The organism is Streptomyces sp. SID8374 (assembly GCF_009865135.1).
Classification (GTDB): domain Bacteria; phylum Actinomycetota; class Actinomycetes; order Streptomycetales; family Streptomycetaceae; genus Streptomyces.
Genome location: NZ_WWGH01000001.1, coordinates 2,683,343 through 2,697,799 on the forward strand (window position 1 = coordinate 2,683,343; position 14,457 = coordinate 2,697,799).

The 14,457-nt window shown below is 70.6% G+C and carries 11 protein-coding genes; 7 read left to right on the forward strand and 4 right to left on the reverse strand.

Annotation, left to right across the window (positions count from 1 at the left end; translation table 11 throughout):
- Window positions 1–23: 23 nt before the first annotated feature.
- Window positions 24–287, reverse strand: coding sequence for a WhiB family transcriptional regulator (locus GTY67_RS11795; RefSeq protein ID WP_014046372.1), 264 nt, complete (start codon window positions 285–287; stop codon window positions 24–26).
- Window positions 288–973: 686 nt separating this feature from the next.
- On the opposite strand from GTY67_RS11795, the gene GTY67_RS11805 reads away from it, so the two are divergent.
- From GTY67_RS11805 to GTY67_RS11815, 3 genes are all read left to right on the forward strand, one after another.
- Complete coding sequence (locus GTY67_RS11805) at window positions 974–1,474, forward strand: cysteine dioxygenase family protein (protein ID WP_093692644.1); 501 nt, start codon at window positions 974–976, stop codon at window positions 1,472–1,474.
- Between the two features lie 13 nt (window positions 1,475–1,487).
- Window positions 1,488–2,444 (forward strand): 2-phospho-L-lactate transferase, encoded by a 957-nt coding sequence (gene cofD, locus GTY67_RS11810; RefSeq protein ID WP_161278618.1) that lies wholly within the window; start codon window positions 1,488–1,490, stop codon window positions 2,442–2,444.
- A 119-nt stretch (window positions 2,445–2,563) separates the two neighbouring features.
- Window positions 2,564–3,877 (forward strand): coenzyme F420-0:L-glutamate ligase, encoded by a 1,314-nt coding sequence (locus GTY67_RS11815; protein ID WP_343238747.1) that lies wholly within the window; start codon window positions 2,564–2,566, stop codon window positions 3,875–3,877.
- Between the two features lie 258 nt (window positions 3,878–4,135).
- Here GTY67_RS11815 and GTY67_RS11820 read toward each other — a convergent pair whose 3' ends face one another.
- The 3 genes from GTY67_RS11820 to GTY67_RS11830 form a co-directional block, all read right to left on the reverse strand.
- Window positions 4,136–5,161 (reverse strand): DNA-3-methyladenine glycosylase 2 family protein, encoded by a 1,026-nt coding sequence (locus tag GTY67_RS11820; RefSeq protein ID WP_161278619.1) that lies wholly within the window; start codon window positions 5,159–5,161, stop codon window positions 4,136–4,138.
- A gap of 65 nt (window positions 5,162–5,226) precedes the next feature.
- Window positions 5,227–6,318, reverse strand: a complete 1,092-nt coding sequence (locus GTY67_RS11825) for an NDP-sugar synthase (RefSeq protein WP_161278620.1) — start codon at window positions 6,316–6,318, stop codon at window positions 5,227–5,229.
- Between the two features lie 80 nt (window positions 6,319–6,398).
- Window positions 6,399–8,012 (reverse strand): N-acetylmuramoyl-L-alanine amidase, encoded by a 1,614-nt coding sequence (locus tag GTY67_RS11830; RefSeq protein ID WP_202461410.1) that lies wholly within the window; start codon window positions 8,010–8,012, stop codon window positions 6,399–6,401.
- Window positions 8,013–8,149: 137 nt separating this feature from the next.
- On the opposite strand from GTY67_RS11830, the gene GTY67_RS11835 reads away from it, so the two are divergent.
- The 4 genes from GTY67_RS11835 (at window position 8,150) to GTY67_RS11850 (ending at window position 14,396) form a co-directional block, all read left to right on the forward strand.
- Window positions 8,150–8,902: a TIGR03089 family protein gene (locus GTY67_RS11835; RefSeq protein ID WP_161278622.1), complete on the forward strand. Its 753-nt coding sequence runs from the start codon at window positions 8,150–8,152 to the stop codon at window positions 8,900–8,902.
- A 175-nt stretch (window positions 8,903–9,077) separates the two neighbouring features.
- Entirely contained in the window at window positions 9,078–10,634 is a 1,557-nt protein-coding gene (locus tag GTY67_RS11840; RefSeq protein ID WP_161278623.1) for an LCP family protein, read from the forward strand.
- 482 nt (window positions 10,635–11,116) lie between these two features.
- A complete protein-coding gene (locus GTY67_RS11845; RefSeq protein ID WP_161278624.1) occupies window positions 11,117–12,643 on the forward strand; it encodes an LCP family protein in 1,527 nt (508 codons plus the stop codon).
- Window positions 12,644–12,680: 37 nt separating this feature from the next.
- Complete coding sequence (locus GTY67_RS11850) at window positions 12,681–14,396, forward strand: LCP family protein (RefSeq protein WP_202461411.1); 1,716 nt, start codon at window positions 12,681–12,683, stop codon at window positions 14,394–14,396.
- Window positions 14,397–14,457 lie beyond the last annotated feature (61 nt).

Genomic DNA, 14,457 nt, shown 5'->3' on the forward strand with positions numbered 1-14,457 from the left:
CGGATGACCGCCTCTTGAGGCTCCTAGATGGCTGCCTTCTTCAGGCGCCGTCGTTCACGTTCGGAAAGTCCGCCCCAGATGCCGAAGCGTTCATCGTTGGCCAGCGCGTACTCGAGGCACTCCGACCGCACCTCACAGGCGAGACAGACCTTCTTGGCCTCGCGGGTGGATCCGCCCTTTTCGGGAAAGAAGGACTCGGGATCGGTCTGGGCGCACAGTGCGCGCTCCTGCCAGCCGAGTTCCTCGTCCGCGTCCTCGACCAGCAGTTGCTGGAACAGCTCGGTCATGTGCGCCCCTCGTCTGTCTCTTGCGTCCCGTGATGCGGCCGTTACTGATTGCGGCCGAACGACACGAGTGAAATTACAAGTGTGTATCTCCAAGCCAGTCAAGCGAGGATCTGCTATTGGCCCAGGGATTCACTCTGCGGAACCAAGCGTATGCGGAAAGTGTTCAAATCACCAAAAACCTGACATATGCCACCGGCGCCACTCCACCACACCTTCCCCCGGTCAAGACGATCAGGGGTGCGCTTACGTTGCGATTCGATCACTGTAGCGACCAAGATCACAGTCAGGTCACGGGCCCTCAGCCACGTTTAGCGGTGCGGGTGATGCGCCATGTCTCCACCCTCAGCCGTGAACAAACCTTTCTCCTGACACGGCAACCGGAAGGGGTGAAACATTGCCCCCAAATCGGGCATCGGGTTGACAGGGAGAGATTCAGCCGGTCTCCTTGATCTCATGTCAGCGATCGCAGCGATGCACCCCACCCGCGTCCGTGGGTTCCGCAGCGCTGTCCAGGCCCGCTGTTGCTGTTCCAGCTGTCACAGCTGTTGACGCCGTAGTGCTCCAGCTCTGATCCAGCCTCTCCCCCGCTTTTCCGGCTTCCCCGTGGCTCTGTTTCCCGCGGCCGCCGACGCTCCACGCGACTCCCCCGCACGTGCACCCCCCATGCCGAGGATCCACCGCACCCCATGAACAGCGACAGCGACCTTCAGATCGCCGGCGACATCCTTGAGGTCCAGCACCTCCTGCGACCCGCCCGCGAGCACCCCTCCACCGTCTCCGAGTTCGTCGGCCTCGCCCGCTCCATCGCGGCCGACCGATCGCGCTGGGCCGGACTCGTCCGGTACGACACCACCACCCGCTGGTACCACCGCCTCCAGACCGGCCCCGGCTACGAGGTGTGGCTGCTCAGCTGGGTGCCCGGACAGGGCAGCGGGCGCCACGACCACGGCCGCTCCGCCGGTGTACTGACCGTCCTCGAAGGCGAGTTGACCGAGCACACCGAGCGCGGGAGCCAGGCGATCGGCGCCGGTGCGCAGCGCGCCTTCGCCCCCGGGTACGTCCACGAAGTGGTCAACGACTCGCTCGAACCGGCCGTGAGCCTGCACATCTACTACCCGGGTCTGACCGAGATGCCGATGCACGCCGCGCAATGCGCCCCGACGGCCGTGGATGTCGTACCCGCCTGACAAACTGCTGTGCATGCGCATTGTTGTTCTGGCCGGCGGTATCGGTGGTGCTCGTTTTCTGCGTGGCCTCAAGCAGGCCGCGCCCGACGCGGACATCACGGTCATCGGCAACACGGGTGATGACATCCATCTGTTCGGGCTGAAGGTCTGCCCCGACCTCGACACCGTGATGTACACCCTCGGCGGTGGCATCAACGAGGAGCAGGGCTGGGGGCGGACCGACGAGACCTTCCAGGTCAAGGAGGAGCTCGCGGCGTACGGGGTGGGGCCCGGGTGGTTCGGTCTCGGCGACCGCGACTTCGCGACCCACATCGTCCGTACGCAGATGCTCGGCGCGGGCTATCCGCTCAGCGCCGTCACCGAGGCTCTGTGCGCCCGCTGGCAGCCGGGGGTGCGGCTGCTGCCCATGTCGGACGACCGGGTCGAGACGCATGTCGCCGTCGAGATGGACGGCGAGAGCAAGGCCATCCACTTCCAGGAGTACTGGGTGAAGCTGCGCGCCTCCGTCGAGGCGCAGGCCATCGTGCCGGTCGGCGCGGAGCAGGCGAAGCCGGCACCGGGTGTGCTGGAGGCCATCGCCGCCGCCGACGTCATCCTCTTCCCGCCGTCGAACCCGGTGGTCTCCATCGGCACCATCCTCGCCGTGCCCGGGATCCGGGAGGCGATCGCCGAGGCCGGGGTGCCGGTCGTCGGCCTCTCCCCCATCGTCGGGGACGCCCCGGTGCGGGGGATGGCGGACAAGGTGCTCGCGGCCGTGGACGTCGAGTCGACGGCGGCCGCTGTGGCCCAGCACTACGGGTCGGGGCTGCTGGACGGGTGGCTGGTCGACACGGTGGACGCGGGCGCGGTCGACGAGGTCGAGGCGGCGGGGATCCGGTGCCGGGCGGTCCCGCTGATGATGACGGACGTGGACGCGACGGCGGAGATGGCCCGGCGGGCGCTGGAGCTGGCGGGGGAGGTGGGGGTGTGAGTGCCTCTGCCGGTGGGGCTGGCGGTGGTGGGGCTGTGGCTGGTGGTGGTGGGGTTCTGGCTGGCGGTGGTGAGGCTGTGGCTGCCGGTGGTGAGGCCGTGTCTGGCGGTGGTCAGGCCGTGGTTGCCGGTGGCGCGCCTTCCTTTCGGGTGTGGGCCCTGGGCGGGATTCCCGAGGTGCGCGCCGGTGACGATCTCGCCAAGCTGATCGCCGGGGCCGAGCCCGGGCTGGTCGACGGTGACGTCCTGCTCGTCACCTCGAAGATCGTCTCCAAGGCCGAGGGCCGGATCGTCCAGGCCGCCGACCGCGAAGCCGCCATCGACGCCGAGACCGTACGGGTCGTGGCGCGGCGCGGTGCCCTGCGGATCGTGGAGAACCGGCAGGGTCTGGTCATGGCCGCCGCCGGGGTCGACGCCTCCAACACCCCGGCCGGGACCGTGCTCCTGCTGCCCGAGGACCCCGACGCCTCCGCCCGGGCCATCCGGGACGGGCTGCGGGACACCCTGGGCGTCGAGGTCGGCGTCGTCGTCACGGACACCTTCGGGCGGCCCTGGCGGAACGGGCTGACCGATGTCGCCATCGGGGCGGCGGGGGTGCGGGTGCTGGACGACCTGCGGGGCGGGACGGACGCGTACGGCAATCCGCTCAGCGCCACGGTGGTGGCGACGGCGGACGAGCTGGCGGCTGCCGGGGACCTGGTCAAGGGCAAGGCGGCGGGGCTGCCGGTGGCTGTGGTGCGGGGGTTGCCGCATGTGGTCTCCGGCGGGGAGGACGAGCCCGGGGCGCGTGCGATGGTGCGCGGTGCCGCCGATGACATGTTCCGGCTCGGGACGTCGGAGGCCGTACGGGAAGCGGTGACCCTGCGGCGTACGGTGCGCGAGTTCAGCGACGAGCCGGTGGACCCGGGGGCCGTGCGGCGGGCGGTGGCGGCGGCGGTGACCGCGCCCGCGCCTCATCACACGACGCCCTGGCGGTTCGTGCTGCTGGAGTCCGCCGAGTCGCGGACGCGGCTGCTGGACGCGATGCGGGACGCCTGGATCGCGGATCTGCGGCGCGACGGGAAGAGCGAGGAGTCGATCGCGAAGCGGGTGCGGCGCGGGGATGTGCTGCGCAACGCGCCGTATCTGGCGGTGCCGTGCCTGGTGATGGACGGGTCCCATACGTACGGGGACGAGCGGCGGGACACGGCGGAGCGCGAGATGTTCGTGGTCGCGGCGGGGGCGGGGGTGCAGAACTTCCTGGTGGCGTTGGCCGGTGAGCGGTTGGGGTCGGCGTGGGTGTCCTCGACGATGTTCTGCCGGTCGGTGGTGCGGGAGGTGCTGTCGCTGCCGGCGTCGTGGGATCCGTTGGGGGCGGTGGCTGTTGGGCATGCGGTGGGGGTGGCTCGGGAGCGGGGGGTTCGGGACCCGGAGGACTTTCTCACCGTGCGGTGAGGTGGGGGCGGGTGCGGAGGGGTGCGGGGTGCGGTGGGGTGCGGGGTGCGGGGTGCGGTGGGGCCGCTGCGCGGGGCTTGTCCCCTACCCGCCCCTTCCCGAAACCGGGGCTCCGCCCCGGACCCCGCTTTGTCCTCAAGCGCCGGACGGGCTGGGAGGGTCGCCCGGACCGGCTGGGGTTTCGGGGCTCCGCCCCGGACCCCGCTCCTCAAACGCCGGAGGGGCTGAGATGGCGAGCCCCGGAAGGGCTGAAGCTGGCTACAGCGCCGCGATGTTCCCCGGGGTCATCCTCGGGCCCCTTCGTTCCGGGATGCGGCCCGACAGCAAAATCAGGCGCGTTGCCCGGTGGCGTTGGCCCTTGTACGGGGTGAGGAGGGTCAGCATCTCCTCGTCGTCCGCGTGGCGGTTGTCCGCCAGGGCGTGGCCCACGATGCCGGGGAGGTGGTAGTCGCCCACCGTCACCGCGTCGGCGGCGCCGTTGGAGCGCTGGAGGGTTTCGGCGGAGGTCCAGGGGCCGATGCCGGGGATCAGTTCCAGGCGGGCCGTGGCCTCGGCCAGGGGCATCGTCGACGCCTCCTCCAGCCTGCGGGCCACCCGGACCGCACGCATGATCGTCGACGAGCGCTTGGTGTCGACGCCCGCCTTGTGCCACTCCCAGGACGGGATCATCGCCCAGGTGCGCGCGTCCGGCATGACGTGGAGGCCCAGTTCGGCGGTGGGGCCGGGGGCGGGAGTGCCGTAGCGGCGGACCAGGAGGCGCCAGGCGCGGTACGCCTCGTCCGTGGTGACCTTCTGTTCCAGGATCGACGGGATCAGCGACTCCATCACCAGGCCCGTGCGGAGCAGCCGCAGGCCGGGGCGCCGGTGCCGTGCCGCGGCCAGCAAGCGGTGGTGCGGGGTGAACGCGTCCGGGTCGTCGTCGGCGCCCAAGAGCGCGGGGAGGCCGGCGAGCAGCCACTCCGCGCCCGGGCCCCAGGCCTCGGCCCCGATCCGGTCGCCGCGCGCCACCACCCGCAGGGTGCCGGGGCCCTCCGGTGTCCGGGTGGCCCGCCAGAACCTGCCGTCCGCCGTCATCCGGAACGTGGGGTCGGCCGGCCCCCTGCGCAGCGGGCTCAGCACCAGCCGCAGGTCCAGCGGGCCCGGCGGGGTCCACTCCCGGGTCAGGGGAGGGCCTGCGGGCGGGTCCGCCGGGGCAGAGCCCGTACTCCGCGCCGCCGGAGCTGCCTGGTGCGGCAGGGCCGGGCGTGCGGTGCGCGGGGCGCGCGGGGCGAATCGTCCTGCCACGGCTGGGGCCTCGGGTGTCTGTGGTGCTGGAAAGGTCCTCTTGAGGGTACGGGGCGAGCCGCGTCCTACTGGTCCGAGGAGAAGCGGATCGAGGCGTCCGGAAGGACCGCCCCGCACCAGATCCTGACCCCGTCGCGCAGTTCGTTGTCCGCGCCCACGTGGGCGCCGTCCCCGATCACCGCGCCGCTCAGCACCGTACGGCTGCCGATCCTCGCGCCCGCCCCGATGAGCGAGTCCGTGACGACCGCGCCCGCTTCGACCACCCCGCCGTCCAGCACCGTGGAGCCGTCGATCCTCGCGCCCGCGCCGATCACCGCGTCGGCACCGATCACCGTACCGCCGGTGAGCTTGGCGTCGGCGGCCACCGTGGCCATCTCCAGGACCAGGCGGTCGCCGCAGCGGCCCGGGACGGCCGGGGACGGGGCGCGGCCCAGGACCAGGTCGGCGGAGCCGCGTACGAAGGCCTGCGGGGTGCCGAGGTCCAGCCAGTAGGTGGAGTCGACCATGCCCTGGAGGTGGGCGCCGGAGGAGAGCAGGCCGGGGAAGGTCTCGCGCTCCACGGAGACCGGGCGGCCCTCGGGGATGGTGTCGATGACCGAGCGCCGGAAGATGTACGCCCCGGCGTTGATCTGGTCGGTGACGATCTCCTCGGGCGTCTGCGGCTTCTCCAGGAAGGCCGTGACCCGGCCCGTCGCGTCCGTCGGTACGAGACCGAAGGCGCGCGGGTCCTCCACCCGGGTCAGATGGAGCGAGACGTCCGCCCCGGAGTCGTTGTGCGTGGCGACCAGGGCCCGGATGTCGAGTCCGGTGAGGATGTCGCCGTTGAAGATCAGGACGGGCTCGTCCGGGCCCGAGGACAGCTTGGCCGCGACGTTGCGTATCGCGCCGCCGGTGCCGAGCGGCTCCTGCTCGGTGACGTACTCGATGTGCAGACCGAGCGAGGAGCCGTCGCCGAAGTACGGCTCGAAGACCTCGGCCAGGTAGGACGTGGCGAGCACGATGTGCTCCACCCCGGCCGCCCTGGCCCGCGCCAGCTGGTGGGTCAGGAAGGGGACCCCCGCCGCCGGGACCATCGGCTTCGGGGTGTGCACCGTGAGCGGGCGCAGTCGGGTGCCTTTGCCACCGACCAGGAGAATCGCTTCTTTTGCCTCTGTCACAGCACCGTCTCTGCTTTCCTGCTGGGGCCTGGCCTGGATATGGCTGGCCAGTCTAAGCAGACCGGTCGGAGATGCCCCGGTCAGCGGCCCTGCAGTTTGGCGGAGCTGGTCCGGGCCGTGCCGAGCTTCTTGTATAGACGCGCTCCGGGGCATTCGGTTGCGAACCCGTCCCGATGGCCCGAGATCACGTTCATGCTGACCTTCACGCCCGCCTTGTACTTGTTGCTGCCGCCGGAGACGAGCGTCACCTTGCCCTTCGGGTTTCCGCCGAACAGGCCGAGCTTCCAGGCCGTGAGCTTGGAGACGGCGGTCACCGCGGCGGCCGGCGGGTTGGTGGAGGCGTAGGAGCCGAGTACGGCGATGCCCATGGTGTTGGTGTTGAAGCCCAGGGTGTGCGCTCCGAGGACCGCCTTGGTGACGCCGCCGGCCCGGCCCTCGTAGATGTTTCCGCACTTGTCGACGGCGAAGTTGTAGCCGAAGTCGCGCCAGCCGCTGCTCTTGACGTGGTAGCGGTAGATGCTGCGCAGCACCGAAGGGGCCTGCTTGCAGGTGTAGTTGTTGCCGGTCGCGCTGTGGTGCACGAATGCCGCCTTGACGGACTTCGTGTACGCGAAGTTCCTCTCCCGGAGCTTCTCGTCGGCGCCCCAGCCCTTGCGGGTGACGATCTTGGGGCGCGGTCCGATGTACGGCTTCGCCCCGGGCGCCAGGTTCACCGACTCCAGCGTCTCCGCCTGGGTGAGCGCGGGGATGACGGTGGCGCCGATCTCCGCGACCTCCGCGTTGACCGCCGAGGCGGCAGCGACCTCGGCCGTGAGGACCTCCGGCAGGACGGCGGCGGTCGGCGGGGTGTCCGCGAAGACTGCGGGGACGGCCGCCCGGTTGGCGGGAGCGCCCCGCGCGGGCTCCGGCGCCGGGTCGTCCTCGCCGGGGCTCACTGCGGGGCTCTCTGCGGGGTCCTCTCCCGGGTCGACGAGCTCCAGGCGCATGCCTTTGGGCAGGGGTACGGAGGTGGCGGCGGCCCGGTCCTGCGAGTCCGGGGCTTCCTGGGACTTCGGGGCTTCGTGGGACGTCTGGGCTTCCGGACGTACGCGTACCTCTACGCCGTCCGAGTCGCCGACCCAGAGGGGAGCCGTCGCGCCCCGCACCGTACGCCCCTCGCGCTCGGCGCTTCCGAGGTCGGCCCCGTGCTCGGCGTTGTGCGTCTCGACGTCCTGCCAGTCGGACCAGCGCGTGGTGCCGGTGGCCCGGGTCCGGACCTGGACCGTGCCGTGCAGCTCGGCCTCGGCGTCGTCCCAGACCACGCCCACCAGGGAGAACGGGCGGGCGTCGCGCTGGGGCAGGCCCTGGACCACCGGTGCTCCCGCGACCCGGTTCGAGGGGGTGGCGAGGGGGGCCAGGGGGAGCGACTGCGTGGAACCGGCGGGTTCGGCTGCGGATGCGGTGGATGCGGTTTCGGCTTCGGCTTCGGTGGACGTGTTCGTACGCGGGGCGGTGGTGTCGGGGGTGGGGGCTTCCCTCGTCGTCGCTTCGGTCCGGGCCGAAGGCGGTCCCGCACCCGGTGACGCCGGGGACGTGGAGGGAGGCAGGGCCGAGGCCGAGTGGGGAGCGGGGGCGGAGGCCGCGGGGGTGGCGAGCGGCAGAGTGAGGGCCGCTGCACAGGTGACGCCGACTGAGGTGACAAGTAGTGCACGCATACGCACGATCCTGGCCATAACCAGACAAGTCCGGCCACCCGGGCTGAGAGCCACATCTGATGACGTGTCTGCCGAACCGGTGTACGTGACACCCGTTCAGCCCGCCCCGCACAGCGCCCCCGCGTACTCTTGCGCGGATGAACTCCAGCGACCGCACCGCCGCCGACCTGCTGCGATCCGCCCTCGCCGCGGACCCGGCCCGCCCCCTGGTCACCTTCTACGACGACGCCACCGGAGAACGCGTCGAACTGTCGGTGGCCACCTTCGCCAATTGGGTGGCCAAGACCGCCAACCTGCTCCAGAGCGACCTCGCCGCCGAGCCCGGTGACCGGCTCGCCCTGCTCCTCCCCGCCCACTGGCAGTCCGCGGTCTGGCTGCTCGCCTGCTCCTCGGTCGGGGTCGTCGCCGATGTCCAGGGCGACCCGGCCGCCGCCGACCTCGTGGTGAGCGGGCCGGACACCCTGGAGCGGGCCCGGGCCTGCCGGGGTGAGCGGGTCGCGCTGGCGCTGCGTCCGCTGGGGGGCCGCTTCCCGCAGGCGCCCGAGGGCTTCGCCGACTACGCGGTGGAGGTGCCGAGCCAGGGCGACCGCTTCGCGCCCTTCGCCCCGGTGGACCCGGACGCCCCCGCGCTGACCGTGGGCGGGGTGGAGCTGAGCGGGACCCAGCTCGTCGCCAAGGCCCGCGAGGACGCCGAGGCGCTCGGGCTCGTACCGGGGTCCCGGCTGCTGACCGGTCACACGTACGACACCTGGGAGGGGCTGAGCACCGGTCTTTTCGCGCCACTGGCCTCCGGGGGGTCCGTGGTCCTCTGCCGCCACCTCGGGGAGCTCGGCGCGGAGGGGCTGGCGAAGCGGGTCGAGAGCGAGCGGGTCACCAACACGGCGGTATGACAAGCGCCCTGAGGTGCACTCGTCCGGCCCACGGCGGGCCGAGCCCCCGGTAACGATCGACGACGGGGGTAGATGATCGGCGGTACAGACCACTCTCCGGTAGTGCACAACCAAGCGTGAGGTTCAGCCGTCTACTCCTGCGACCGGCGGCCCATCGCGCCGCCGAACGTGAAGGATGGACGCAGACGTGACCGACAATGCTGGCACGCCGGCCGACCCGGACGACCCGGCCGGGGAGACGCCGCAGGGCAGGTCGCAGGAAGAGCCGGGGGCCGGAGACTCGAAAGCCGGGCCCGGGCCCGCGAACGAGACACCTCAGAACGAGACGCCTCAGGACGAGACTCCGGACGCCGGGGCCGGCGACGAAGCCGACGCTGAGACCAAGGCCGGTGCCGAAGCCGACGCCGGTGCCGGCGCTGAGGCCAAAGCTGAGACCGGTGCCCACGCCGACGCCAAGGCCAGCGCTGAGGCCGAGGCCGGTACTGACGCCGACGCCGGCCCCGGCCCCCGTACCCCTGACGCCGACCCCGCCCCAAGCGAAGCCCCCGGCGTCCAGACCTGGGCCGATCAGCCCAAGGACGGCAGCGCCTCCCGCCTTAAGCGGCCCTGGTTGCGCTGGGCCGCCCTCGGCGCCTCGTTCCTCGTGCTGGTCTCCGCCGGGGCGGGCTGGTGGCTGTACAAGAAACTCGACGGCAACATCACCACCGACACCGGCGCCGCCGCCGAGCTGAAGGTGTACGAGAAGGAGCGGCCCACCCCGGTCGTCATGGATGCCCAGAACATCCTGCTCATCGGGTCGGACAGCCGGGCCGGCGACAACAGCAAGTACGGCCGTGACGACGGCGGCAGCCAGCGCTCTGACACCACGATCCTGCTGCACCTCGCGGCCGACCGGAAGAGCGCGACCGCGGTCTCCCTGCCGCGCGACCTGATGGTGGAGGTCCCCAGCTGCCGCACCGGGGACGACAAGGAGAGCCGGGAGCAGTTCACCCAGTTCAACTCGGCCTTCGAGCTCGGCGGCACCGCCTGCACGATCCGTACCGTGGAGCGGCTGACCGGCATCCGGGTCGACCACCACATGGTCGTCGACTTCAACGGGTTCAAGGACATGGTCGACGCCGTGGACGGGGTCGAGATCTGCCTCAAGGAGCCGATCGACGACAAGGACGCGCATCTGGAGCTGCCGGCCGGACGGCAGACGCTCAACGGCGAGGAGGCGCTCGGCTACGTACGGGCGCGCAAGACCCTCGGCGACGGCAGCGACACCGAACGGATGGAGCGCCAGCAGAAGTTCCTCGGCGCCCTGGTGAACAAGATGCAGAGCAACGGCGTCCTGCTCAACCCGACGCGGCTCTACCCGGTCCTGGACGCGGCGACGAAGTCGCTGACGACCGACCCGGGCCTCGACTCGCTGCGGGACCTGTACGACCTGGTGCGGAGCATGCGGGACGTGCCGACCGACCAGGTGCAGTTCCTGACCGTGCCCCGGCAGCCGTACCGGAACAACCCGAACCGGGACGAACTCGTCGAACCGGACGCGGGGAAGCTTTTCAAGCAGCTGCGCGAGGACAAGCCCGTGGCCGTGGTCCCGGCGGACGAGCTCAAGGACGCCGAGAAGGAGAAGAAGGACCAGGAGGAGGACGGGAAGCCGGACGACGCCGGCTCCGAAAGTCCGACGCCGACACCGACCTATTCGGGTTCGAGCGCTGCGGACGACCTGTGTGAGCAGTAAAGCAATTGCCAAGACATAGAAGACAATCGACGCTCAATGGGAAGAATGCCCGGTTGTAAGGAGCGTGGTGTGGGTCACGCACGTCGCTCCTTTACGAACCGGGCGGATAGTGTGACGCGATCCGGTGCTTCCGGCCATCAGGTCGTGTGCTGCTGGAGCGAAGGAACGAGCGCCTTGCCGGGGGAGGGCGCCTCGCGTGGCACCGACGGAGGACTCAAACAACCGTGGATGCGCAAAGCCGTGGGCGGGCGGACGATATCGACCCCGCAGACCAGTGGGTACTCAACCCGCACACCGGCAATTACGAACTGCGACTGGATCAATCCGCAGGGGAGTCGCCGGTCGCCGCGCGTACAGCCACTGCCGAGGGTTCCGGCCGCCGCGAGGACACGAGGACCGATGCTCCGCGTGACGGCCGTGGGGGCCGCGGGGGCCGGGACGGCCGTGAGGGTTCCGGCCGGCGGGGGGCCAACTCCCCCGAGGTGCCCGGCCAGCGCAGCCGCCGGTCCTCCCAGAGCGGCGGGCGCGGCGCGGAGGCCGCGGCCGGACGCCGTAAGCGCAAGGCTCCGAAAGCGCGCCGGAAGAAGGCGCTCATGTGGACGGGCGGGGTGACGGCGTTCCTCGTCGTCTCCGCCTCGCTGGGCGCCTACATCCTGTACGAGAAGCTCAACGGGAACATCGACTCCATCGACATCGGCGACCAGGGCAGCAAGAACGTCGTCAGCGAAGGCCCGATGAACATCCTGATCATCGGTACGGACAAGCGCACCGGCAAGGGCAACGAGGGGTACGGCGACAAGGGCAGCGAGGGCCACGCCGACACCACCATCCTGTTCCACGTCTCCGAGGACCGGACCAACGCGACGGCGATGAGCATCCCGCGCGACCTGATGACCGAGATCCCCGAGTGCGAGACGAAGAAGCCGGACGGCACCACCACGACCATCCCCGGCACCCCGAACGAGCGCTTCAACACCAGCCTCGGCCAGAACGGCCGCAACCCCGGCTGCACCATGAAGACGGTCGAGAACATCACCGGCGTCAAGCCCGACCACTTCATGATGGTCGACTTCAACGCGGTGAAGGAGCTGACCACCGCGGTCGGCGGCGTCGAGGTCTGCATGGCCAAGCCGGTCGACGACCCGAAGTCCCATCTGAAGCTGAAGCAGGGCAAATCGAAGGTGGAGGGCGAGATGGCCCTGGCCCTGCTGCGCACCCGCCACAGCTTCGGCAACGAGAGCGACCTCGACCGGATCAAGGTGCAGCAGCAGTTCCTCGCCTCGATGATCCGCGAGATGAAGTCCAGCGACACCCTGACCAACCCGAAGAAGCTGTACACGCTGGCCGACGCGGCCACCAACGCGCTGACGGTCGACACGGGCATCGGCGACGCGAAGAAGCTGATGACGCTGGCCCAGGAGATCGGCAAGGTCGACACGAAGAACGTCACCTTCCTCACGATGCCGGTCATCGACAACCCGGCCGAGCCGACGCCCATCACCGTCGTGGTGGACCCGGTCAAGGGTGAGCAGCTCTTCGCGATGCTGCGCTCGGACACCTCGCTGACCGAGGTGAAGCAGAAGCAGAAGGCGGCCAAGGGCAAGCAGGCGGCCCTGCTCAAGGGTCCGAAGGCCGCCCCCGCCGACGTACGCGTCGACGTCCTCAACGGCGGTGAGATCTCCGGCGCGGCGGGCGCGACCGTGACCTGGTTGCAGAACCAGCAGGGCGTGCTGAAGTCCACGAACAAGGCCAACGCGCCCGAGAAGACCAAGAAGACGACGCTGGAGTACGCGCCCAATCAGGCCGACCAGGCCCGCGCGCTCGCCGAGATGATGGGCCTGCCCGCCACGGCCATGAAGCCGGGCACCGCCGACGCCGAGGGGCTGGAGGCGATGGTGCTGACGCTGGGGGCGGACTTCAAGGGCGCGGGCATACCCATCACGGGACCGGCGAAGATGCCGGACGACGTGGAGAAGGCAAGCGCCGACAAGACGGTCTGCGCCAAGTGACACCGGGTCACCGCGCCGCAGCGGAAATCTGAACAGCATGGGGGGTCCGGTGGGATGGAGCAGTACGCCCGGGGAGGGGACGCGGTCACGTGTCCGCCACGCGGATCGGCCCGGTGGGGACGAGAGCGGGTACGAGGACGGGGGCGACGCGCACCGCGAGAGCGGCGACGGCGAACCGGCCGCGAAGGCGTCCGCCGCCGGGCCGGGGCGGCGCTCCGGCGCCCGGAGCGGGAACAGCGGGGGCGGGCGGAACAGCCGCCGCGCCCCGAAGAGCGGCAAACGGCGCGTCCTGCGCTGGGTCTCCGCCGTACTCGCCCTGCTGATACTCGGCGCCGGTGGGGCCGGCTACCTCTACTACGAGCACCTCAACGGCAACATCAGGAAAGAGGATCTGACCCTCGGCGACAAGCGGATGGCCGACCACAAGGCCAACGCCGCCGGGCAGACCCCGCTCAACATCCTGCTCATCGGCTCCGACGCCCGGGACTCCGAGGCGAACCAGAAGCTGGGCGGTGCCAAGGAGACCTTCGGCGCTCCCCCGCTGGCCGATGTGCAGATGCTGCTCCACCTCTCGGCGGACCGCTCCAACCTCTCCGTGGTCAGCATGCCGCGCGACACCATGCTCAAGATGCCCAAGTGCACGGCCCCGGACGGCAAGGTCTTCCCGGCCAGCACGGGGGACGTGCAGACCAACCAGAGCCTGAGCCGCGGTGGTCCGGGGTGCACGGTGGCCGCCTGGTACGAGCTGACCGGCATCCGGATCGACCACTTCATGATGATCGACTTCGCCGGTGTGGTCTCGATGGCCGACGCGATCGGCGGCGTCCCGGTCTGTGTGACCGCCAACATCCACTCACGCGGCGCCAACGGCCGCGGCGGCTCCGGGCTGAAGCTGGAGAAGGGCACCCACTCCGTCAAGGGCGAGCAGGCCCTCCAGTGGCTGCGCACCCGGTACGGCTTCGAGGACGGCAGCGACCTGGCACGGGCCAAGGCCCAGCACCAGTACATGAACTCGATGGTGCGTCAGCTGCGCAAGGGCACCAAGCTCACCGACCCGGCGAAGCTGATGAACCTGGCCGAGGCCGCGACCACCGCGCTGACGGTCGACAAGGGACTCGACACGGTCAAGAAGCTCTACGACCTGGCCGAGGAGCTGAAGAAGGTCCCGACGAAGCGCATCACGATGTCGACCATGCCGAACGTGTACGGCACCGGTGCGAACGTCGGCCGGGTCTACCCCAAGGCGGGCGACGCGGAGCAGCTGTTCCGGATGGTCCGCGAGGACATGCCGCTGGACGGCAAAGCGTCCAAGCGGAAGAAGGAGGAGCCGAAGGACCCGTCGGCGCCGGTCGGCGAGATCGCCGTGGCCGTACGGAACGGGACCGCCACCGACTCCCTCGGACCGGTCTCGGGGCGCGCGGGTGACGTGGAGAAGTTGCTGAAGGAGTCGGGCTTCGCGCGGGCCGCCGTCGACCCCGACAACGTGGCCGGGTCGGCACGGACCTCGATCCTGTATCCGAGCGCGGATCTGGAGGGCGACGCCCAGGCGGTCGCCAAGGCACTCGGCATCCCGCTCTCGCAGGTGAAGCGGTCGACCGACGTCTCGGGCATCTCGCTCGCCGTGGGCGCCGACTGGCGCGAGGACGGGGCCTACCCGGTCTCCAAGGGCACGGAGAAGATCCCGGAGACGGCGGGGGCCCAGAACGGCGAGGAGAAGGGCTGCATGGAGGTCGACCCGAAGTACAGCTGGTGACGTGACGCCGTAGGGCGGACGGACGTACGAGAAGGGCCCCACCGGTCACCGGTGCGGCCCT

Coding starts and splice junctions, on each gene's coding strand:
- GTY67_RS11795 (WP_014046372.1), bottom strand. CDS start 287: ATGACCGAGCTGTTCCAGCAACTGCTGGTCGAGGACGCGGACGAGGAA.
- GTY67_RS11805 (WP_093692644.1), top strand. CDS start 974: ATGAACAGCGACAGCGACCTTCAGATCGCCGGCGACATCCTTGAGGTC.
- cofD (WP_161278618.1), top strand. CDS start 1,488: ATGCGCATTGTTGTTCTGGCCGGCGGTATCGGTGGTGCTCGTTTTCTG.
- GTY67_RS11830 (WP_202461410.1), bottom strand. CDS start 8,012: ATGCGTGCACTACTTGTCACCTCAGTCGGCGTCACCTGTGCAGCGGCC.
- GTY67_RS11835 (WP_161278622.1), top strand. CDS start 8,150: ATGAACTCCAGCGACCGCACCGCCGCCGACCTGCTGCGATCCGCCCTC.
- GTY67_RS11840 (WP_161278623.1), top strand. CDS start 9,078: ATGGACGCAGACGTGACCGACAATGCTGGCACGCCGGCCGACCCGGAC.
- GTY67_RS11850 (WP_202461411.1), top strand. CDS start 12,681: ATGGGGGGTCCGGTGGGATGGAGCAGTACGCCCGGGGAGGGGACGCGG.